Origin of the sequence: Streptomyces sp. G-G2, assembly GCF_030063135.1 — a bacterium.
Classification (GTDB): domain Bacteria; phylum Actinomycetota; class Actinomycetes; order Streptomycetales; family Streptomycetaceae; genus Streptomyces.
The window spans coordinates 1-20,663 of record NZ_JASISO010000026.1 but is presented as its reverse complement, the minus strand read 5'-3'; the positions used below and the strand labels follow the sequence as shown (position 1 = coordinate 20,663).

At 71.0% G+C, this 20,663-nt stretch carries 18 protein-coding genes; 9 read left to right on the top strand and 9 right to left on the bottom strand.

Going from position 1 to position 20,663, the window contains the following annotated elements:
- Positions 1-343: 343 nt before the first annotated feature.
- The 6 genes from QMF80_RS21055 (at position 344) to QMF80_RS21030 (ending at position 9,361) form a co-directional block, all read left to right on the top strand.
- A complete protein-coding gene (locus QMF80_RS21055) occupies positions 344-1,873 on the top strand; it encodes a leucyl aminopeptidase (protein ID WP_283455583.1) in 1,530 nt (509 codons plus the stop codon).
- A 311-nt stretch (positions 1,874-2,184) separates the two neighbouring features.
- Positions 2,185-3,573 carry a dihydrolipoyl dehydrogenase gene (gene lpdA / locus QMF80_RS21050; protein ID WP_283455581.1) on the top strand — a complete coding sequence of 463 codons (1,389 nt, stop codon included), beginning with the start codon at positions 2,185-2,187 and terminating at the stop codon, positions 3,571-3,573.
- 53 nt (positions 3,574-3,626) lie between these two features.
- Positions 3,627-5,030 carry a 2-oxoglutarate dehydrogenase, E2 component, dihydrolipoamide succinyltransferase gene (gene sucB / locus QMF80_RS21045; RefSeq protein ID WP_283455579.1) on the top strand — a complete coding sequence of 468 codons (1,404 nt, stop codon included), beginning with the start codon at positions 3,627-3,629 and terminating at the stop codon, positions 5,028-5,030.
- Positions 5,031-5,189: 159 nt separating this feature from the next.
- Positions 5,190-5,813 carry a GntR family transcriptional regulator gene (locus QMF80_RS21040; protein ID WP_283455759.1) on the top strand — a complete coding sequence of 208 codons (624 nt, stop codon included), beginning with the start codon at positions 5,190-5,192 and terminating at the stop codon, positions 5,811-5,813.
- Positions 5,814-6,040: 227 nt separating this feature from the next.
- A complete protein-coding gene (gene aceE, locus QMF80_RS21035) occupies positions 6,041-8,725 on the top strand; it encodes a pyruvate dehydrogenase (acetyl-transferring), homodimeric type (protein WP_283455577.1) in 2,685 nt (894 codons plus the stop codon).
- Positions 8,726-8,842: 117 nt separating this feature from the next.
- Entirely contained in the window at positions 8,843-9,361 is a 519-nt protein-coding gene (locus QMF80_RS21030; protein WP_283455757.1) for a DUF4240 domain-containing protein, read from the top strand.
- A gap of 24 nt (positions 9,362-9,385) precedes the next feature.
- On the opposite strand, the gene QMF80_RS21025 is transcribed toward QMF80_RS21030, so the two are convergent.
- Positions 9,386-10,156 (bottom strand): SDR family NAD(P)-dependent oxidoreductase, encoded by a 771-nt coding sequence (locus QMF80_RS21025; protein WP_283455575.1) that lies wholly within the window; start codon positions 10,154-10,156, stop codon positions 9,386-9,388.
- Positions 10,157-10,242: 86 nt separating this feature from the next.
- Here QMF80_RS21025 and QMF80_RS21020 point away from each other — a divergent pair, with 86 nt between their 5' ends.
- On the top strand, positions 10,243-10,896 hold the full coding sequence (locus tag QMF80_RS21020) for a TetR/AcrR family transcriptional regulator (RefSeq protein ID WP_283455573.1): 654 nt from the start codon (positions 10,243-10,245) through the stop codon (positions 10,894-10,896).
- Between the two features lie 100 nt (positions 10,897-10,996).
- On the opposite strand, the gene glnA is transcribed toward QMF80_RS21020, so the two are convergent.
- A complete protein-coding gene (gene glnA / locus QMF80_RS21015) occupies positions 10,997-12,406 on the bottom strand; it encodes a type I glutamate--ammonia ligase (RefSeq protein ID WP_283455572.1) in 1,410 nt (469 codons plus the stop codon).
- A 188-nt stretch (positions 12,407-12,594) separates the two neighbouring features.
- On the opposite strand from glnA, the gene QMF80_RS21010 reads away from it, so the two are divergent.
- Complete coding sequence (locus QMF80_RS21010; protein WP_283455570.1) at positions 12,595-13,062, top strand: RDD family protein; 468 nt, start codon at positions 12,595-12,597, stop codon at positions 13,060-13,062.
- A 129-nt stretch (positions 13,063-13,191) separates the two neighbouring features.
- Here the strand turns inward: QMF80_RS21010 and QMF80_RS21005 are convergent, their stop codons facing one another.
- The 5 genes from QMF80_RS21005 to QMF80_RS20985 all read right to left on the bottom strand — a co-directional run bounded on the left by QMF80_RS21005 (position 13,192) and on the right by QMF80_RS20985 (position 16,591).
- Positions 13,192-13,884, bottom strand: a complete 693-nt coding sequence (locus QMF80_RS21005) for a DUF4191 domain-containing protein (RefSeq protein ID WP_283455568.1) — start codon at positions 13,882-13,884, stop codon at positions 13,192-13,194.
- Positions 13,885-13,894: 10 nt separating this feature from the next.
- Positions 13,895-14,092, bottom strand: a complete 198-nt coding sequence (locus QMF80_RS21000) for an SCO2195 family GlnR-regulated protein (RefSeq protein WP_214937012.1) — start codon at positions 14,090-14,092, stop codon at positions 13,895-13,897.
- A gap of 225 nt (positions 14,093-14,317) precedes the next feature.
- Positions 14,318-15,265: a lipoyl synthase gene (lipA, locus tag QMF80_RS20995; protein ID WP_283455566.1), complete on the bottom strand. Its 948-nt coding sequence runs from the start codon at positions 15,263-15,265 to the stop codon at positions 14,318-14,320.
- A 130-nt stretch (positions 15,266-15,395) separates the two neighbouring features.
- Positions 15,396-16,193, bottom strand: a complete 798-nt coding sequence (gene lipB, locus QMF80_RS20990) for a lipoyl(octanoyl) transferase LipB (RefSeq protein WP_283455565.1) — start codon at positions 16,191-16,193, stop codon at positions 15,396-15,398.
- 119 nt (positions 16,194-16,312) lie between these two features.
- A complete protein-coding gene (locus tag QMF80_RS20985; RefSeq protein ID WP_283455563.1) occupies positions 16,313-16,591 on the bottom strand; it encodes a hypothetical protein in 279 nt (92 codons plus the stop codon).
- A gap of 172 nt (positions 16,592-16,763) precedes the next feature.
- On the opposite strand from QMF80_RS20985, the gene QMF80_RS20980 reads away from it, so the two are divergent.
- The gene (locus QMF80_RS20980; protein ID WP_283455561.1) at positions 16,764-18,203 is read left to right on the top strand and encodes an NsdA family TPR-like regulatory protein; all 1,440 of its coding nucleotides are present in this window, start codon (positions 16,764-16,766) and stop codon (positions 18,201-18,203) included.
- A gap of 98 nt (positions 18,204-18,301) precedes the next feature.
- On the opposite strand, the gene QMF80_RS20975 is transcribed toward QMF80_RS20980, so the two are convergent.
- Together QMF80_RS20975 and QMF80_RS20970 are read right to left on the bottom strand one after the other, a co-directional pair.
- The gene (locus QMF80_RS20975) at positions 18,302-19,558 is read right to left on the bottom strand and encodes an FAD-dependent oxidoreductase (RefSeq protein ID WP_283455559.1); all 1,257 of its coding nucleotides are present in this window, start codon (positions 19,556-19,558) and stop codon (positions 18,302-18,304) included.
- Positions 19,559-19,717: 159 nt separating this feature from the next.
- On the bottom strand, positions 19,718-20,620 hold the full coding sequence (locus tag QMF80_RS20970) for a TIGR01777 family oxidoreductase (protein WP_283455557.1): 903 nt from the start codon (positions 20,618-20,620) through the stop codon (positions 19,718-19,720).
- Between the last annotated feature and the right edge of the window lie 43 nt (positions 20,621-20,663).

The window sequence follows — 20,663 nt, the reverse complement described above, 5'->3', positions numbered from 1 at the left end:
GCAGACATCCCTCGACTACGGCCCTGTGGCGGACGGCCGGGCCGGGGAGGCTCTGTGGAAATCATGCAAAGGGACCCCGCGTCCCCTTGCGAGAGTGGCTCGAGTCTCTCGGACCTCGTCAGGTCTAAGCGGCAAACCTGGAACAGAGACCACAGATGGGTGAACCCTCAGGCCCCCGGGTCGAACAACTTGCCAAACCTTCGAGTGACGTACGGACGAGTCCGTACGCGTAGGCTCATTTCTGGCGGCCGCAGTGCCGGATTACGATCGCTGCTGGAACGGCCGGCGATCCCGACCCGACCGCAGCCTCACACCACATAGACGGAAGCGAGACTTCACCACCGTGACTGCTCTGACTCTCAGCACTGCCGGCGCGGCGACGCTGCGCGCCGACGCCCTCGTGGTCGGCGTGGCGAAGGGCCCCAAGGGACCCGTAGTAGCCGCCGGCGCCGAGGCCGTGGACAAGGCGTTCGACGGAAAGCTGGCCGCCGTGCTCGACGCCCTCGGCGCCTCCGGCGCCGAAGGCGAGGTCACCAAGCTGCCCGCCCCGGCCGGCCTGAAGGTCCCGGTCGTGCTGGCGGTCGGGCTCGGCTCGGTCCCGGACACGGACGAGTCCTACGACGAGGAGGCGCTGCGCCGCGCTTCCGGCGCCGCCGCCCGCGCGCTGCACGGCACCAAGAAGGCCGCCTTCGCACTCCCCCTGGACGACGCCTCCGCCGTGACCGCGGTCGCCGAGGGCGCCCTGCTGGGCGCGTACGCGTTCACCGTGTACCAGGGCGGCGACAAGAAGGCCGTCAAGAACGGCGGCCCGAAGCAGCCCCTCGCCGAGATCGCCCTGCTCGGCGCGAAGCCGCGCGACAAGGAGCACAAGGCCGCCGCCGAGCGCGCTGTCATCGTCGCGGCCGAGGTCAACATCGCCCGCGACCTGATCAACACCCCGCCGAACGACCTGACCCCCGAGGCCTTCGCCGCGGTCGCCTCCGCGACCGCCAAGGAGCACGGGATCAAGGTCCAGGTGCTCGACGAGAAGGCGCTCCTCAAGGGCGGCTACGGCGGCCTCATCGGCGTCGGCAAGGGCTCCGAGAACCCGCCGCGCCTGGTGAAGCTCTCCTACACCCACGCCAAGGCGGAGAAGACCCTGGCCTTCGTCGGCAAGGGCATCACCTACGACTCGGGCGGCATCTCGCTCAAGCCCGCCGGCCACAACGAGACGATGAAGTGCGACATGTCCGGCGCGGCCGCCGTGTTCGCCGCCGTCGTCGCGGCCGCCAAGCTGGGCCTCCAGGTCAATGTCACCGGCTGGCTCGCGCTCGCCGAGAACATGCCGTCCGGCTCCGCCACCAAGCCCGGTGACGTGCTGCGCATGTACAGCGGCAAGACCGTCGAGGTCCTCAACACGGACGCCGAGGGCCGCCTGGTCCTCGCGGACGCGCTGACCAAGGCCTCCGAGGACAACCCGGACGCGATCGTGGACGTCGCGACCCTGACCGGCGCGATGGTGCTGGCCCTGGGCAACCGGACCTTCGGCATCATGGCCAACGACGACGCGTTCCGTACGTCGATCCACGAGATCGCCGAGGAGGTCGGCGAGGCCTCCTGGCCGATGCCGCTCCCCGCCGACCTGCGCAAGGGCATGGACTCCCCCACCGCCGACCTGGCGAACATGGGCGAGCGCATGGGCGGCGGCCTGGTCGCCGGTCTCTTCCTGCAGGAGTTCGTGGGCGAGGGCATCACCTGGGCGCACCTGGACATCGCGGGTCCGGCCTTCCACGAGGGCGCGCCGTACGGCTACACCCCGAAGGGCGGCACCGGCTCGGCCGTGCGCACCCTGGTGCGGCTGGCCGAGCGCACGGCCACGGGCGACCTGGGCTGACACACCGCGCACGCGCGGTGAACGGAGTGCGACGACGCGCCCCCGGGACCTGACCAAGGTCGCGGGGGCGCGTTCACTCTCGACGAAACTTCCTGCCGCTCCGTAGGTTTCTACGCTGGGGTAACCCCCTGTTCGGGCAGAACGACCGGTCACACCACGGGCCCGGCGTCCCGCGTTCCCCCGACAAATGCGAAGATGGGTTCTCGGCAGGACAGGGCCCCCACCACAGGGCCGAAGAAAAGCGGCCGATTACCAGCCGCCGCCCGGTCCCAGAGGACCGGCGCCCGGCGCACATGCATGGAGGACGTGACGTGGCGAACGACGCCAGCACCGTTTTCGACCTAGTGATCCTCGGCGGTGGCAGTGGCGGTTACGCCGCGGCGCTGCGGGCCTCCCAGCTGGGTCTCGACGTTGCCCTGATCGAGAAGAACAAGCTCGGTGGCACCTGCCTGCACAACGGATGTATCCCCACGAAGGCCCTTCTCCACGCGGGCGAGGTCGCTGACCAGGCCCGCGAAGCGGGTCAGTTCGGTGTCAAGGCGACCTTCGAGGGCATCGACATCGCCGGTGTCCACAAGTACAAGGACGAGGTCGTCTCGGGCCTGTACAAGGGTCTGCAGGGCCTGGTCGCCTCGCGCAAGGTGACCTACATCGAGGGAGAGGGCCGCCTCTCCTCCCCGACTTCCGTCGATGTGAACGGCCAGCGTGTCCAGGGCCGCCACGTCCTGCTGGCGACCGGCTCCGTGCCGAAGTCGCTGCCGGGCCTGGAGATCGACGGCAACCGCATCCTCTCCTCGGACCACGCGCTGGTCCTGGACCGCGTGCCCGAGTCCGCGATCATCCTGGGCGGCGGCGTCATCGGCGTCGAGTTCGCCTCGGCGTGGAAGTCCTTCGGCTCCGAGGTCACCGTCATCGAGGGCCTCAAGCACCTCGTGCCGGTGGAGGACGAGAACAGCTCGAAGCTCCTTGAGCGCGCGTTCCGCAAGCGCGGCATCAAGTTCAACCTGGGCACCTTCTTCCAGAAGGCCGAATACACCGAGACCGGCGTGCGCGTCACGCTGGCCGACGGCAAGACCTTCGACGCCGAGGTGCTGCTGGTCGCCATCGGCCGCGGCCCCGTGTCGCAGGGTCTGGGCTACGAGGAGCAGGGCGTCGCGATGGACCGCGGCTACGTCCTGGTCGACGAGTACATGCAGACCAACGTGCCGACCATCTCGGCCGTCGGCGACCTCGTCCCGACCCTCCAGCTCGCGCACGTCGGCTTCGCCGAGGGCATCCTGGTAGCGGAGCGTCTGGCCGGTCAGAAGACCGTCCCGATCGACTACGACGGTGTTCCGCGCGTCACGTACTGCCACCCCGAAGTCGCTTCCGTCGGAATCACCGAGGCCAAGGCCAAGGAGATCTACGGTGCGGACAAGGTCATCGCCGCGAAGTTCAACCTCGCGGGCAACGGCAAGAGCAAGATCCTCAAGACCGCGGGCGAGATCAAGCTCGTCCAGGTCAAGGACGGTGCCGTGGTCGGCATCCACATGGTGGGCGACCGCATGGGCGAGCAGGTCGGCGAAGCCCAGCTGATCTACAACTGGGAAGCTCTGCCGGCCGAGGTCGCGCAGCTCATCCACGCGCACCCGACGCAGAACGAGGCCCTCGGTGAGGCGCACCTCGCGCTGGCCGGCAAGCCGCTGCACAACCACGACTAATCGTCACGGGCGCGACGACCACTTCCGCACTTTCGTTAGGAGCAACTGAAACCATGTCGGTTTCCGTAACCCTTCCGGCGCTCGGAGAGAGCGTTACTGAGGGCACTGTCACCCGTTGGCTGAAGGCCGAGGGCGAGCGCGTCGAGGCCGACGAGCCGTTGCTCGAGGTCTCGACCGACAAGGTCGACACCGAGATCCCGTCCCCCGTGTCGGGCATCCTGGCCTCCATCAAGGTCGCCGAGGACGAGACCGTCGAGGTCGGCGCCGAGCTGGCCATCATCGACGACGGCAGCGGCACCCCGGCTCCGGTCGCCGCCCCGGCTCCCGCTGCCCCGGCCGCCCCGGCTCCGGCCGCCCCGGCTCCGGCCGCCCCGGCCCCGGCCGCCCCGGCCCCGGCCGCCCCCGTGGCCGGTCCGGCGCCCGTGGCCCCGGCCGCTCCGGTGGCCGCTCCGGCTCCGGCCGCCCCGGTCGCCGCCCCGGCGCCGGTCACCCCCGCCCCCGCCGTGACTGCCGTGGGCCACGCCCCCGCCGGTGACGAGGGTGCGTACGTGACCCCGCTGGTGCGCAAGCTCGCCTCGGAGTCCGGCGTCAACCTGTCCGCGGTCTCGGGCACCGGTGTCGGTGGCCGCATCCGCAAGCAGGACGTCCTGGCCGCCGCCGAGGCGGCCAAGGCCGCCGCCGCTCCGGCCCAGGCCGCGGCTCCGGCCGCGAAGGCTCCGGCCTCCGCGGTGTCCGAGCTGCGCGGTCAGACGGTCAAGATGACCCGCATGCGCAAGGTCATCGGCGACAACATGATGAAGGCCCTGCACTCGCAGGCGCAGCTCAGCTCCGTGGTCGAGGTGGACATCACCAAGATCATGAAGCTGCGCGGCCAGGCCAAGGACTCGTTCCTGGCCCGTGAGGGCGTCAAGCTCTCACCGATGCCGTTCTTCGTCAAGGCCGCGGCCCAGGCGCTGAAGGCCCACGCGGTCGTCAACGCCCGGATCAACGAGGACGAGGGCACCATCACCTACTTCGACTCGGAGAACATCGGCATCGCCGTGGACTCCGAGAAGGGCCTGATGACCCCGGTCATCAAGGGTGCCGGTGACCTCAACCTGGCGGGCATCTCCAAGGCGACCGCCTCGCTGGCCGCCAAGGTCCGCGGCAACAAGATCACGCCGGACGAGCTGTCGGGCGCGACCTTCACCATCAGCAACACCGGCTCGCGCGGTGCGCTGTTCGACACGGTCATCGTGCCCCCGAACCAGGTCGCCATCCTGGGCATCGGTGCGACGGTCAAGCGCCCGGTGGTCATCGAGACCCCCGAGGGCACGAACATCGGCATCCGCGACATGACGTACCTGACCCTGTCCTACGACCACCGCCTGGTGGACGGCGCGGACGCGGCCCGGTACCTCTCGGCCGTGAAGTCGATCCTCGAAGCGGGCGAGTTCGAGGTCGAACTCGGCCTGTAAGGGCGACGCGTCTGTAGCGAGTCTCACCGTCGGCGCCCCCGCCCGGAATACTTCCGGGCGGGGGCGCCGCCGTATTCTCTACGCATCAGGCCCCCGCCCGGGTCGCCCGAGCCCGGTCCGCACAACCCTGCACACCCATCAGGAGATGACGACCCGATGATCACGCCACCCGTGGTGCACTCGCTGCGCGAGCAGATCCGCGAGCACATCGTGGAGGGGATCGTCAGCGGGCGCTGGAAGCCCGGTGAGCGCATCGTGGAGCGCAGGATCGCGGTCGAGCTGGAGGTCAGCCAGACCCCGGTGCGCGAGGCCCTGCGCGAGCTGGAGATCCTCCGGCTGATCGAGTCGGCGCCCAACAAGGGCGTCCGCGTGCGCAACCTCTCGGCCGCCGACCTGGAGGAGATCTACCCCGTACGGGCGGGCCTGGAGCAGATCGCGGCGGAGCTGGCGGCGCCCCGGCTGGCGGCCGACTGCACGGCCCTGGAGCCCCATGTGGAGGCGCTGTGGCAGGCCGACCGCAGCGCGGACGGCACGGCCCAGGTGCGGCACACGGTGGGCTTCCACCGGGAGCTGGTGCGGGCCGCCGGGAACAGCGTGCTGCTGCACACGTGGGAGAGCCTGGGCATCGAGGTGTTCACGGCCCTGTCGATCCGCTGGCTGGGGACCGTACAGAAGTCGTACGCCGAGGAGCACGCGGCGCTGGTCGAGGCGTTCCGCAACCAGGACCCGGAGATCGGTCTGCTGGTGAAGCGGCACGTCCTGGGATGCGCCCCGCGGGCCTGATATCCCGCCCGCTTTCGACCCATTTGGTCGGCACTGCGTGCCTTGTTCATTGGCACGCAGTGCCGACTTTTGTCATACGGCCATTTTTTCGCCACTTTTGTTTGATCGATCATCGATCAGCGACTTACAGTCGTCCGCGGACCCCACACGGGTCCAACGACCCTGTCCTGCCCGTCAGGGATTTCTTCACCACCTCTCCTTTTGTCCGGAAGGCGGCGCACACCGCGATGTCCGACCCCGTAGGAAAGCTTCCGAGCGAGCTCGACCAGCTCCCGGACCGCGACACCGAGGAGACCGCCGAATGGGCGGCCTCCCTCGACGCCGTCGCACAGGCCGCCGGTACGCGCCGCGCCGAATACCTGCTCCGCCGCACGCTCCAGCACGCCGAGGCCGCCGGCCTCGCCCTGCCGAAGCTGCTGGAGACGGACTACGTCAACACCATCCCCACCGCCGCGGAGCCCGAGTTCCCCGGCGACATGGAGATGGAAGCCAGGATCACCGCCTGGAACCGCTGGAACGCGGCCGCCATGGTGACCCGCGGCTCCAAGTACGGCGTCGGCGGCCACATCGCCACCTTCGCCTCGGCGGCCTGGCTCTACGAGACCGGCTTCCAGCACTTCTTCCGCGGGAAGGAGGCCGACGGATCGGGCGACCAGCTCTACATCCAGGGCCACGCCTCCCCCGGCATCTACGCCCGCGCCTTCCTCGACGGCCGGATCTCCGAGCAGCAGCTCGACAAGTTCCGCCAGGAGTCCGGCGGCCAGGGCCTGCCGTCCTACCCGCACCCGCGGCGCCTGCCCTGGCTGTGGGAGTTCCCCACCGTCTCCATGGGCCTCGGCCCGCTCTCCGCGATCTACCAGGCGCGCTTCAACCGCTACCTGCAGAACCGGAGCATCAAGGACACCGCCAACTCGCACGTCTGGGCCTTCCTGGGCGACGGCGAGATGGACGAGCCCGAGTCGACCGCCGCCCTGGCCCTGGCCTCCCGCGAGCAGCTCGACAACCTGACCTTCGTCATCAACTGCAACCTGCAGCGCCTCGACGGTCCGGTACGCGCGAACTTCCGCGTCGTGCAGGAGCTGGAAGCCCAGTTCCGCGGCGCCGGCTGGAACGTCATCAAGTCCCTGTGGGGCTCGGCATGGGACGAGCTGTTCCAGCTCGACACCTCCGGCGCGCTGGTACGCCGCCTGCGCGAGGTACCCGACGCGCAGTTCCAGACGTACGCGACCCGTGACGTGGCCTACATCCGCCAGCACTTCTTCGGCGCGAACGCCGACCTGGTCCAGCTGGCGGCCGTACTCTCCGACGCGAAGATCGCCGAGTGCTTCCACACCTCCCGCGGCGGCCACGAGCCCCGCAAGGTGTACGCCGCGTACAAGGCCGCCCTGGAGCACAAGGGCGCGCCGACGGTCATCCTCGCGCAGACCGTCAAGGGCTACACGCTGGGCGCCGGGTTCGAGTCGAAGAACGCGAACCACCAGATGAAGAAGCTCACGGTCGACGAGTTCAAGGACATGCGCGACCTGCTCGGCCTCCCGATCCCGGACAGCGCCTTCACCGACGGCCAGGTGCCCTACGGCCACCCGGGCGCCAACAGCCCCGAGGTCCAGTACCTCAACGAGCGCCGCGCGGCGCTCGGCGGCCCGGCCCCGGCCCGCAAGGTCAAGCACGTGGCCCTGCCCGCCCCGGCGGACCGTTCCTTCGCCCCGCTGCTCAAGGGCTCCGGCAAGCAGGAGATGGCCACCACCATGGCCTTCGTCCGGCTCGTCAAGGACCTGATGCGGGACAAGGAGACCGGCAAGCGCTGGGTGCCGATCGTCCCCGACGAGGCCCGTACCTTCGGTATGGAGTCCCTCTTCCCGTCGGCCGGCATCTACTCGCCGCTGGGTCAGACGTACGACCCCGTCGACCGCGACCAGCTCATGTACTACAAGGAAGCCAAGGACGGCCAGATCCTCAACGAGGGGATCACCGAGGCCGGCGCCATGGCCGACTTCATCGCCGCCTGTACGTCGTACGCGACGCACGGCGAGCCGATGATCCCGTTCTACATCTTCTACTCGATGTTCGGCTGGCAGCGCACCGCCGACCAGATGTGGCAGCTCGCCGACCAGCTCGGCAAGGGCTTCATCGTCGGCGCCACCGCCGGTCGCACCACCCTGACCGGTGAGGGCCTCCAGCACGCGGACGGCCACTCCCACCTGATCGCGTCCACGAACCCGGCGTCGCTCAACTACGACCCGGCCTTCGCGTTCGAGATCGCGGTGATCGTCAAGGACGGCCTGCGCCGGATGTACGGCGAGCAGCCGGAAGACGTCTTCTACTACCTGACGGTCTACAACGAGCCGAAGGTGCAGCCCGCGATGCCCGAGGGCGTCGAGGAAGGCATCCTCAAGGGTCTGTACCGCTTCAACACGGCGGCCGACCTGGCGGAGGCGGCCCCGGCCGCGGACGCCCCGAAGATCCAGCTCATGGCCTCGGGCACGGCGATCCACTGGATCCTGGAGGCGCAGAAGCTCCTCGCCGCCGAGTGGAACGTCTCCGCCGACGTCTGGTCCGCCACCTCGTGGGGCGAGCTGCGCCGCGACGCGCTGGAGTGCGACGAGGCCCTGCTGCGCGGCGAGGTGCGCGTCCCGTACGTCACCCGCGCGCTGGAAGGCGCTCAGGGCCCGGTGCTGGCCGTCTCCGACTGGATGCGTCAGGTCCCGGACCAGATCAGCCAGTGGGTCGAGCAGGACTACACCTCGCTGGGCACGGACGGCTTCGGCCTCTCCGACACCCGTGAGGGCGCGCGCCGCCACTTCGGTGTCGACGCCCAGTCGATCGTGGTCGCCGCGCTGGCGCAGCTGGCCCGCCGCGGCGAGGTCCCGGCCTCGTCCATCAAGGAAGCCCGCGAGCGCTACGGCCTCTGAGCTGCCCGGCAGCACTGAGCCATAAGGCCGGCGTCCGGCCCCGGAAGGGGCGGACACCGGCCTTTCGCCGTACGCGCGGTGGCGGCGCCGGGTCGGACCCGTGATGCTTGAGCCGTGATGGACGAGACGGAGTTCTGGGAGATTGTCGACAGTACCCGCGCGGCCGCGGGAGGCGACCCGGAAGAGCACGCCGACCTGCTCGTGGAGCGGCTGGTGCGGCTCGACCCCGACTCCGTCATGGACTTCGCGCGGCACTTCGAGGCGCGCTACAACCGGGCGTACACCTGGGAGCTGTGGGGCGCCGCCGCGATCCTGCTCAACGGGGCGAGCGACGACGCCTTCGACTACTTCCGCTGCTGGCTGATCGGCCAGGGCCGGGAGGTCTTCGAGGGCGCCGTGCACGACCCGGACCACCTCGCCGAGCTGCTGGGCGACTTCGACGAGGAGATCGACGGCGACGGCGAGGAGCTGGGGTACGCGGCGGACGAGGCGTACGAGCAGCTGACCGGCTCGGAGCCGCCGGACCTGGGCGTCCCGCGGCAGGCCGCGGAGCCGGAGGGCGCCGTGCTCGACCTGGAGGACGAGTCCGCGCTGGCGGAACACTTCCCCCGGCTCTGGGACCGCTTCGGCGACTGAGCCCCTGGCGGGGCCGGACAGGGCCTAGTAGTGCGTACCACCGTCGACGCGGATCTCCGTACCGGTGATGAAGGCGCCGTCCTCCGAGCCGAGCATCGCGACGACGCCCGCGACGGTCTGCGGGCCCGCGAAGCCCTGGCCGAGGGCCGGGGCGAGCTTGGCGAACAGGCTCCAGTCGGTGTCCTCGGGCAGGCCGGGGCCGTTGCCGGTGGTCATCCCGCTCTCGATGGAGCCCGGGGCCACGGCCACGAAGCGCACGCCCTGCTTGCTGTACTCGGCGGCGAGGGCGTGGGTCATCGACTGGATGCCGCCCTTGCTCGCCGCGTAGGCGGCCATGTAGGGGTGGGCGAAGGACGCTGAGGTGGAGCTGAAGTTGACGACGACCGGCTGGTCGCCGTCGATCAGCGCCGGGATGGCCTCGCGGATCATCAGGAACGTGCCGGTCAGGTTGACCGTGATGACCTTGTTCCAGAAGTCGAGCGTGGTCTGGTGGGTGTGCGCGGAGCGCAGGATGCCCGCGGCGTTGACGAGTACGTCGAGGCCCCCGAGGCCCGCCACGGCGGCGGCCACGCCCTCCCGTACCGAGGTTTCGTCGGATATGTCGAGGACGGCGGTGGTGAGCTGCCCCGCGCGGCCGTCGGCGGCGGCCTGGTCGGCGGTGGCCCTCAGACCCTCTTCGCTGACGTCCACGGTGTGGACGCGGCCGCCCTCGGACAGGATGCGGTGGACGGTGGCGCGGCCGATGCCGGAGCCGCCGCCGGTGATGAGGACGCGACGTCCTTCGTAACGGTTCATGGGCCCGAGCGTACGGCTATGTGACATGTTTTGCCAGCATGACAATGAATGCCGCCCATTCTGGCCGACAGAGGTAGGCTTCGTGGGTGAGATCTCCCCGTCCGTACTCTCCCCAGCCCGGCCCCGGAGCCCAGTCACTGACCGAACGGCGCAAGGCGGCCACCCAGCTGGACATCGCCCGCGCCGCCTGTGAACTGTTCGCCGAACACGGCCCCGACGGCACCACAGCCGAGGACATCGCGCATCGCGCGGGCGTGGCGCTGCGCACGTTCTACCGCTACTTCCGCAACAAGCAGGAGGCGGTGGCCCCCCTGCTCGCGGGCGGCGGCGACGAGTGGCGGGCCCTGCTCGCCGAGGAACGCCCCGGCACCCCGCTCGCCGAGGCCCTGGAGCGCGCCGTGACCCGCTCCCTGACCGACCCGCTCGCCATCGTCGAGGGCCTGGAGGTGACCCGCGGCCTGCTGCGCGCGGCGACCGGCGACCCCGCCCTGCGGGCCGTCTGGTATCGGGTCAACCAGGAGTCCGAGGAACAACTGGTCCCGCTGATCGCCCGGCTGGCGGGCCCGGACGCGGACGCCCTGGCCGTACGCGTCCTCGCCGCGGCGGCCACCGACGCGATCCGGGTCTCCCTGGAGGTCTGGGCCACCGGTGACGGCCCCGCCCTCGGCCCCGGCTCCCCCGCCGAACTGGCCTCCCGCTGCCTCCGCGACCTCACGGGCGGCATGCCGATCCTCCGCTGACCGGGACGGCCCGCGACGGGCCGCCCACGGCGTGACCGGACACGACCGAGGGCCGCCACCCCTTGCGGAGTGGCGGCCCTCGGTGGTGCTACGGCACGGCTTAGAGGTCGAAGTACAGCTCGAACTCGTGCGGGTGCGGGCGCAGGGCGATCGGGGCGATCTCGTGCGTGCGCTTGTAGTCGATCCAGGTCTCGATCAGGTCGGACGTGAAGACGCCGCCCGCCTGGAGGTACTCGTTGTCGTCCTCGAGGGCCTTGAGGACGGCGTCGAGCGAGGTCGGGACCTGCGGGACGCTCGCGTGCTCGTCGGGCGAGAGCTCGTAGAGGTCCTTGTCGATCGGCTCCATCGGCTCGATCTTGTTCTTCACACCGTCGAGGCCCGCGAGCAGCAGCGCCGAGAAGGCGAGGTACGGGTTGGACGACGGGTCCGGGGCGCGGAACTCGACGCGCTTGGCCTTCGGGTTCGAGCCCGTGATCGGGATGCGCATCGCGGCGGAGCGGTTGCGCTGCGAGTAGACCATGTTGACCGGGGCCTCGAAGCCGGGCACCAGGCGGTGGTAGGAGTTCACCGTCGGGTTGGTGAACGCCAGCAGCGACGGCGCGTGCTTGAGGATGCCGCCGATGTAGTAGCGGGCCATGTCCGAGAGACCCGCGTAGCCGGACTCGTCGTAGAACAGCGGGTCGCCGTTCGCCCACAGCGACTGGTGCACGTGCATGCCCGAGCCGTTGTCACCGAAGATCGGCTTCGGCATGAAGGTCGCGGTCTTGCCGTTGCGCCAGGCGACGTTCTTGACGATGTACTTGAACAGCATCAGGTCGTCGGCCGCGGCGAGCAGCGTGTTGAACTTGTAGTTGATCTCGGCCTGGCCACCGGTGCCGACCTCGTGGTGCTGGCGCTCGACCTGGAGGCCCTGGGCGTCCAGTTCGAGGGAGATCTCGGCGCGCAGGTCGGCGAAGTGGTCGACCGGGGCGACGGGGAAGTAACCGCCCTTGTAGCGGACCTTGTAGCCGCGGTTGTTCTCGGTCGACCCGGTGTTCCAGGCGCCGGCCTCGGAGTCGATGTGGTAGAAGCTCTCGTTCGCGGTGGTCGCGAAGCGCACGCTGTCGAACACGTAGAACTCGGCCTCGGGACCGAAGTACGCGGTGTCGGCGATGCCGGTGGAGGCGAGGTACGCCTCGGCCTTCTTCGCGATGTTGCGCGGGTCGCGGCTGTAGGCCTCGCCCGTGATCGGGTCGTGGATGAAGAAGTTGATGTTCAGCGTCTTGTCGCGGCGGAACGGGTCCAGTCGAGCCGTCGACAGGTCGGCGCGCAGCGCCATGTCGGACTCGTGGATCGCCTGGAAGCCGCGGATCGAGGAGCCGTCGAACGCCAGTTCCTCGTCCGGGTTGAAGACGCCTGCCGGGATCGTGAAGTGCTGCATCACTCCGGGCAGGTCACAGAAACGGACGTCGACGAACTTGACGTCGTTGTCTGCGATGTACTTCTTCACTTCGTCGGCGTTCTGGAACATCCAACTCCTCCTACTCCCGACCCCCCGGGCAGGGGCGGGCTGTATAGCTCGTGGTGCGTCCAGTGCGGTGGCGCACGCTGGTCCCGACCATAAGCAGACGGGATTTCTCAAGCATGACCCATTTGTTTCGCACAAGTTAACCAGGGTCCCGCCGAACCGTGCCGGAGCACCACCGGTACCGTGGTCGGGTGGACAACAGGCAAGCAATCGGATCGTGGCTCTCCGGCCCGCGCGCGGCCGCCGAGGAGATGGGCGTCGACTTCGGCTACCCGGGCCAGCAGCTCGGTCTGCCCAAGGAGGGCCCGGGTTCCGTGGCCCGGTTCGGCCGCAGGCTGGGCGCCGTGGCCATCGACTGGCTCGGCTGTCAGCTGATCGCATACGGGCTGATCACGCGGGGCGACATGACCGCGTCGGCCAACTGGACCCTGGGCGTCTTCGTGGCCCTGGTCGTCCTGACGGTCGGCACCGTGGGCTTCACCCCCGGCAAGCGGATCCTCGGCCTCCGGGTGATCGCGGAGGACGGCGGCCGTCTCGGCTTCGGCCGCGTGGTGCTGCGTACCGTACTGCTGGCCCTGGTCATCCCGGCGGTCATCTGGGACCGCGACAGCCGCGGCCTGCACGACCGGCTCTCCCGCGCGGTCCAGGTCCGCATCTGAGACCTCGCCGCATCCGGCACGTCCGCGCATCCGAGAGACGCGTCCGCGCAGCAAGGACAAACGAGTGGGGCGCCCCGGACCATCGGCCCGGGACGCCCCACTCGTCGTACGTCTTGTATGCGATACGGGTCAGCCGCGCGGCGGCCGCTGTCCGCCGCGGCCCGGGATCGGACCCTTCGGGATGGGCATGTTGCTCATCAGGTCACCCATGGCCCGGAGCTTGTCGTTCACCTGGGTGATCTGCGGGCCGGCCAGGACGCGCGGGAGCTTGAGGAGCGTCGTACGCACCTTCTTCAGCGGTACCTCGCCCTCGCCCGTGCCGACGATGACGAAGTGGACCGGCACCTCCGGCATGATGCGCGCCATCTTCTTCTTCTCGGCGGCGAGCAGGCTCTTGACCCGGTTCGGGTTGCCCTCGCCCACCAGCACGACGCCCGCCTTGCCGACCGCGCGGTGCACGATGTCCTGCTGGCGGCTCATCGCGATGGCGGGGGTGGTGGACCAGCCCCGGCCCACGTTGTCCAGTACCGCCGCGGCAGCGCCCGGCTGGCCCTCCATCTGTCCGAAGGCGGCGGACTCGGCCCGCCGTCCGAAGATGATCGCCATCGCGAGGAACGCCACCAGGACACCCAGGATGGCGAGATAGACCGGGTGACCGATCAGGAAGCCGATCCCGAGGAAGACACCAATGGTGACGATTCCCACGCCCGCGACGATGAGACCGACCTTGGGGTCGGCCTTACGGGTCATCTTGTACGTCAGGGCGATCTGCTTCAGTCGCCCGGGGTTCGCAGCAGTCTCTGCGTTTGACTTGCTCGCCATGGAGCGAAGTTTACGTGGCCTGCGGGGTCCGGGTCGCCGCGGCCTCGAGTACGTGCTCGGTTTCGACCCGGTCCTTGGCCCGTCGGCGATCCTCCAGGACCGCCGTCCAGGCGTTGCGACGTGCGCCGCTCATGAGCAGCGACTCGATGCCCCGGAAGGCGTCGGTGAACGACGGGATGGCGATGGCGCGAACGGGCGCGGCCTGCATGTCGATCCCTCTCTCGGTGCTCACATCGGTGGTGCGGCCTGTGTGCCGCACGCCTGCGGCGTGTGCGGTGCGTGGACCCAGCGTCACTGAATGGTGTTACCAGTGCATGACCGACTGGTCAAACAGTGATGAAACATTGACGCGGCCCGCCAGATGTCTCCCTTGAGGGAGCCTAGGGGCCGCGTCACTGCGGTGTTACCGCTCAGTAAGAGTTTGTGCGCGAATTCACACAGTCGTCCGGTGGTCCATCGCCTGCTGGTACAGCCGGCCGGCGCGGTACGAGGAACGCACCAGCGGACCCGACATCACACCGGAGAAACCGATGTCCTCGGCCTCCTTCGCCAGCTCCACGAACTCGGCGGGCTTCACCCAGCGCTCCACGGGGTGGTGCCGCGGCGAGGGCCGCAGGTACTGGGTGATCGTGATGAGTTCGCAACCCGCGCCGTGCAGGTCCTTGAGCGCCTGGGTGACTTCCTCGCGCTCCTCGCCCATGCCGAGGATCAGGTTCGACTTGGTGATCAGGCCGTACTCGCGCGCCTTGGTGATCACGTCGAGCGAGCGCTCGTAGCGGAAGCCGGGGCGGATCCGCTTGAAGATCCGCGGGACGGTCTCCACGTTGTGCGCGAAGACCTCGGGGCGGGAGGCGAAGACCTCCTCCAGCAGCTCCGGGACCGCGTTGAAGTCCGGGGCGAGCAGCTCGACCTTGGTGTGGCCGCCCTCGCGGCCCGCCGTCTGCTGATGGATCTGGCGCACCGTCTCGGCGTACAGCCAGGCGCCGCCGTCGGGCAGGTCGTCGCGGGCGACGCCGGTGATCGTGGCGTAGTTCAGGTCCATGGTGACCACGGACTCGCCCACGCGGCGCGGCTCGTCGCGGTCGAGGGCCTCGGGCTTGCCCGTGTCGATCTGGCAGAAGTCGCAGCGCCGGGTGCACTGGTCGCCACCGATGAGGAAGGTGGCCTCGCGGTCTTCCCAGCATTCGTAGATGTTCGGACAGCCGGCTTCCTGGCACACCGTGTGCAGTCCTTCGCCCTTCACCAGGGCCTGCATCTTGGTGTACTCGGGGCCCATCTTCGCCCGGGTCTTGATCCACTCGGGCTTGCGCTCGATGGGGGTCTGGGCGTTACGGACCTCGAGGCGCAGCATCTTGCGTCCGTCGGGTGCGACTGCGGACACGACCGGCTCCCTGTGACTTCGATTCTTCGGCGCCCACCAGGGTACGCCCGTAATTTCATACGTTCTTACGTCGGCCAACCTGCGGGCGGCCGGGAGCATTCCCCGCGCGGCTCGCCGCCGGGGGCGGACGCTAGCCCGCCACGGGCTCTACGACGCGCGGCCGCGGCTCGGCGCCCTCCAGGACGTCCCTCAAGTGGCCCTCGATGACCGGCAGCACCTCGGAGATGGTGATCTCGCGGCCCAGTTCGTACGAGAGCGAGGTCACACCGGCGTCGCGGATGCCGCAGGGGACGATCCGGTCGAACCAGGTGTTGTCGGGGTTCACGTTGATCGCGAAGCCGTGCATCGTGACGCCCTTGGCGACGCGGATGCCGATGGCGGCGAGCTTGCGGTCCTCGCGGCGCTGTCCGGCGTTGGAGGGCGCGTACTCGGGGCCGTTCAGCCGGGGGTCGAACTCCTCGTCCGCCAGGCGCGGGTCGAAGTCGAGGGAGAGCCCGCCGGTCCTGGGCCGGTCCTCGACGGGGTCGCCGAGCACCCAGACGCCGGAGCGGCCCTCGATCCGGGTGGTCTCCAGGCCGAGGTCGGCGGCGGTGCGGATCAGCGCGTCCTCCAGCCGCCGGACGTGGGCGACCACGTCCACCGGGCGGGGCAGCTTCATGATCGGGTAGCCGACGAGCTGGCCGGGGCCGTGCCAGGTGATCTTGCCCCCGCGGTCCACGTCGACCACCGGGGTGCCGTCGAGGGGGCGCTCGCTGTCGGCGGTGCGCCGACCGGCCGTGTAGACCGGCAGGTGCTCCAGCAGCAGACAGGTGTCCTCGGTCTCGTCGGCGAAGCGGGCGGCGTGGACCCGCCGCTGCTCTTCCCACGCCTCGGTGTACTCGACGGCATCCGGCCCGAAGCCCAGATGGACAAACCGCAGCTCAGCCACCGCAGCGCCTCCTCGTTGAAACCGCGTGTGCGTGCATATCGCACCCATATCGCACCCACCCAGCGTACGGCGCCCCCGCGGCCCGTCGGCAGGGCCCCGGCCCGGACCGCCCGCGGCCGCTACCCGGCCGGTGGCGGCGGGGGCGGGAGCTGGCGGGGGCGTCTGCGGCCCTTGGCCGGCCGGTCCGGGTCCTCGTCGGCGCGCGGGAGCCTGCGGTGGCCCTCGGAGTGGTCGTTGACCCAGCCGCACACTCCGCAGGCGTACCGCCCGTCCAGCCCGGCGATCAGGGTCCCGCACCGGCGGCACTCGGCCTCGGTGATCTCGGGCGCGGGAAGCGGGGCGGTGGATTCCGGCACCGCGTCCGGTACGGAATGCGGCTCGTGGGGCCAGCGGGTCATGCCAGCAGCTTATGCGCGGGCCCCCGGGCAGGCCGTAAAGGCCTTGCCCGGTTCTTCGCACGATCGGATGAATGTGGGACAGAGGGGGCGGTCCGGGCGAAGTTCGCCGCTACATTCACGCCGTTCACAGGGCCGGGACACCGGTCCGTCACGTCAGGAGACCGTGGAGCCGATGACGGAACGACCTGCCCAGCGCGTCCCCAACCGGCAGCTCGCGGCACTGATCGCCGAGGCCGGGTTCTCCAATGCCGGGCTCGCCCGCCGCGTCGACCAGCTCGGGCTGGAGCACGGTCTCGATCTGCGGTACGACAAAACCTCGGTCACCCGGTGGCTCCGCGGGCAGCAGCCGCGCGGAACCACCCCGGCGCTGATCGCCGAGGTCTTCACCCGGCGCCTCGGCAGACGGCTCTCGGCCCAGGACCTCGGGCTGGACGCCTGCGCCCCCGTCTACGCGGGCCTGGAGTTCGCGGCCACCCCCGAGGAGGCCGTGGACATCGCGAGCGGTCTGTGGCGCAAGGACTCCGGTTCGCACGCCGAACTGCGCAAGATCGCCTTCACGCCGGCCGGGCTGGTCGTCCCCAGCCGGGACTGGCTGATCGGCCGGGCCGACGAGCGGGTGGGCCGGGGCGTGGACCCCGGGGCCTCGCGGATCCCGGCCCAGGGCCGGACCACCGTGCCGCGCCAGCGCCAGATCGACCGCGGGCCCGGCCAGCGGGTCACCGCCGGGGACATCGCCGCCCTCAAGTCGGTCGGCGACCTGTTCCGGTCCCTGGACCACGCCTACGGCGGCGGGCACGCCCGGCAGGCCCTGGTGCGCTACCTGGAGCACGAGGCGGAGCCGATGCTGCGCGGCACCTACGGCGAGAGCTCCGGGCGCCGGCTGTTCGCGGCCACCGCCGACCTGACCCGGCTGGCCGGATGGACCTCGTACGACATCGCGGCCCACGGACTGGCCCAGCGCTACTTCGTGCAGGCCCTGCGGCTCGCCCAGGCGGCCGGGGACCGGCCCTACGGCGCCTACGTCCTGGTCACCATGAGCCGCCAGGCCGTCTACCTGGGCCACGGGCGGGAGGCCGTCCAGTTGGCCCGGGTGGCGCAGCAGGGCGTCGGCTCGGGCCCGCCGCAGGTGGTCCAGGGGCTGCTGCACGCGGCGGAGGCCCGGGGGCACGCGGTGCTGGGCGAGGTACGGGCGGCCACCGCCTCCCTCGTACGGGCGGAGCGCTCGCTCGGCGCGGCGCGCCCGGGGGACGACGTACCGCACTGGGCGCGGACCTTCGACGAGGCGGAGCTGGCGGACGAGTTCGGGCACTGCCACCGCGACCTTCAGCAGTACCGGGCCTCGGCGCAGCACGCGGAGCGCTCGCTCCAGCTGCGGGCACCGGGCTTCGCGCGCTCCCGGCTGTTCTGCCGGGTGGTGCTGGCCACCGCCCGGCTGGGGCTGGGGGAACTGGACCAGGCGTGCGCGCTGGGCGCGGAGGCGGCGCAGCAGGCTATGGAGATGCGGTCGGTGCGGGCGGTGGAGTACGTACGGGACTTCGAGCGGCGGCTGGAGCCCTACCGGGACGCGGCGGCGGTGCGGACCTACCGGGACCGGGTGGCGGCCCTGTCGTAGGCGCGGGTCGGGGCGGCGCGGGTCCGGCACGTGCCGGGGCGCCGGACGTGCCGGGGGCCCGGTTCCGGTGAGGGAACCGGGCCCCGCAGTGCGTGGTTTCAGGCCGCCGCCGGGAGGGCCGGGGCCGCGGACGGCACCGGGATGCCGAAGTCGCGCAGGACGGCGGTGGTGGCGCGGCGGGCCGAGTGCAGGGCGCCCTGCACGGTGTTGGTGTCCCGGTGGTCGCCGCACACGTACAGCCCGGCCAGGACGCGCACCGTGCGCCGCGTGTCGTACGGCGCGGGCATGGCGGGGACGGCCTCGGGGGTGTGGTGGACGGCGAGCAGCTCCCAGTCCCGGGTGGAGGTCTCGTAGAGCCGGGCGAGGCGGGAGGCCACCGTCCGGGCGGGCGGCGGCGGACCGAGGACGGTGGTGCTGACGAGCGAACGTCCGGCCGGGGCCCGGCTCGGGTCGACGGCGCTCATCACGGTGGTGTGGGCGACCGGCCACTTGGGGTCGCCGTCGAGCAGCAGCGAGCCGTCCCAGGGCAGTTCGGCGGCGGTCGCGTGGTGGATGACGGTGATCTGGTGGAAGCGGGGCACCCGCAGGCCGGGGAGCAGGTCGGCCGCGGCGCGGGCGCCGGTGGCGAGCAGGACCGAGCGGCAGGCGAAGTCGCCGTGCTCCTCGGTGATGACGAGGTTGGTGGCGACCGAGCGCACGCGCACGCCGGTCCGCACGGTGCCGGGCGGCAGCCCGGCGGCCAGGAGCGCGGGCAGGGCCGCGGCCCCGCCCTCGGGCACCGCGAGGCGGCCGCGGGCGAAGCGGCGCAGCGCGAGGTCGGCGACCCGGCTGGAGGTGCTGAGGTCCGGGTCGCAGAGCAGGGTGGCGAGCAGGGGCCGCAGGACCCCGTTGACCGTGCGTGGGGGCAGGGTCCGGGTGCGCAGCGAGGCGAGCGCGCTGCGTTCGGGCCGGGCCAGGATCCGTTCCTCGGGCAGGGCCGCGAGACGGCCGAGCGCGGCGCTGAGCCGGGCCTGGTCGAGCGAGCCGCTGGCGAGGGCGCGGGCCGGGGTGAGGGCTCCGGCCCGCAGCTGCTTGCCCTCGCTGCGGACGAGGACGCCGGGGGCGAAGGGCCGCAGGACCAGGCCCTCCAGGCCCGGGGTGCGGGCCAGTTCCGGGTATGTGGTGTTGAGGAGCTGACCGACCCGGTCCAGCCGGAATCCGTCGGTCCGCTCGGTGGCCATCCGGCCGCCGGGGTCGTCGGCGGCCTCCAGGACGGTGACGCTGACCCCCGCTGCGATCAGGTGGTGTGCCGCCGCGAGTCCTGAGACTCCGGCTCCTACGATGACTACGTCCGCATGGTGTGCGCTGCTGAGCACGTGCCCCTCCCCGAGGTCGGCGCGCTTGTCTGCTCTCCCTTCCCCCAACCAACTCCAGCAGAACCCGAGTTGGACGAGCTTTTTCGAACAACTCCGGTTGCGTACAGGTCGCACAACGGACACATGCGGGTCGCACGCGGGTCACGAACGGTCGCAGGGCTAGCGCCGCTCCCCCGCCAGCGCCGCCCGGATCGCCTCGTCGATCCCCGGGTACCGGAAGGCGAACCCGGACGCCAGCAACTTGGCGGGGCGCACCCGCTGACTGCCCAGCACGTCCTCGGCGAACTCCCCGAGGGCCAGGCGCATCGCCGGTGCCGGTACGGCGAACAGCGTCGGCCGCCGCAGCACGCGCCCCATGGCCGCGGTGACCTCGCGGTTGGTCAGGGGCTCCGGGGCGGTCAGGTTCACCGGGCCGGACAGCTCCCGGGTGACGATCAGGTGACGCAGGGCCGCGATCTCGTCGTGCAGGGCGATGTACGACCAGTATTGGCGGCCCGTACCGAGGCGGCCGCCGATCCCGGCCCGGAAAATGGGGAACAGCTTGCCCCAGGCGCCGCCCTCGGCGGCCACGACGAGCCCGGTACGGGCGAAGACGGTCCGTACGCCCGCCGCCTCGGCGGGGGCGGCGGCGGCCTCCCACTCGACGCAGACGGAGGGCAGGAACCCGTGGCCCGCCGGAGCGCTCTCGTCCACGGCCCGCTGCCCGGTGTCCCCGTAGTACCCGACGGCGGAGCCGCAGACGAGCACCGACGGCGGGGTGTCCATCGCGGCGACGGCGGTGGCGATGGCGGTGGTGCCGAGTACGCGGCTGTCCCGGATCTCCCGCTTGTACTCCGCCGACCAGCGGTGATCCCCGACCCCCGCCCCGGCGAGGTGCACGACGGCCTGGCAGCCGGTCAGGGCGGCGGGGGCGACGTGGCCCCGGCGGGGGTCCCACTCGGCCTCGTCCGGGGCGGTGGGGGCGCGGCGGACCAGGCGCACGATGTCGTGGCCGTCCGCGCGCAGCGAGCGTACGAGTGCCGCCCCGATGAGTCCGGCCGAGCCGGTGACCACGATTCGCATCCCCCCATCCTCCCCCGCCGCCCCCGGCCAGCCCCCCATTGAC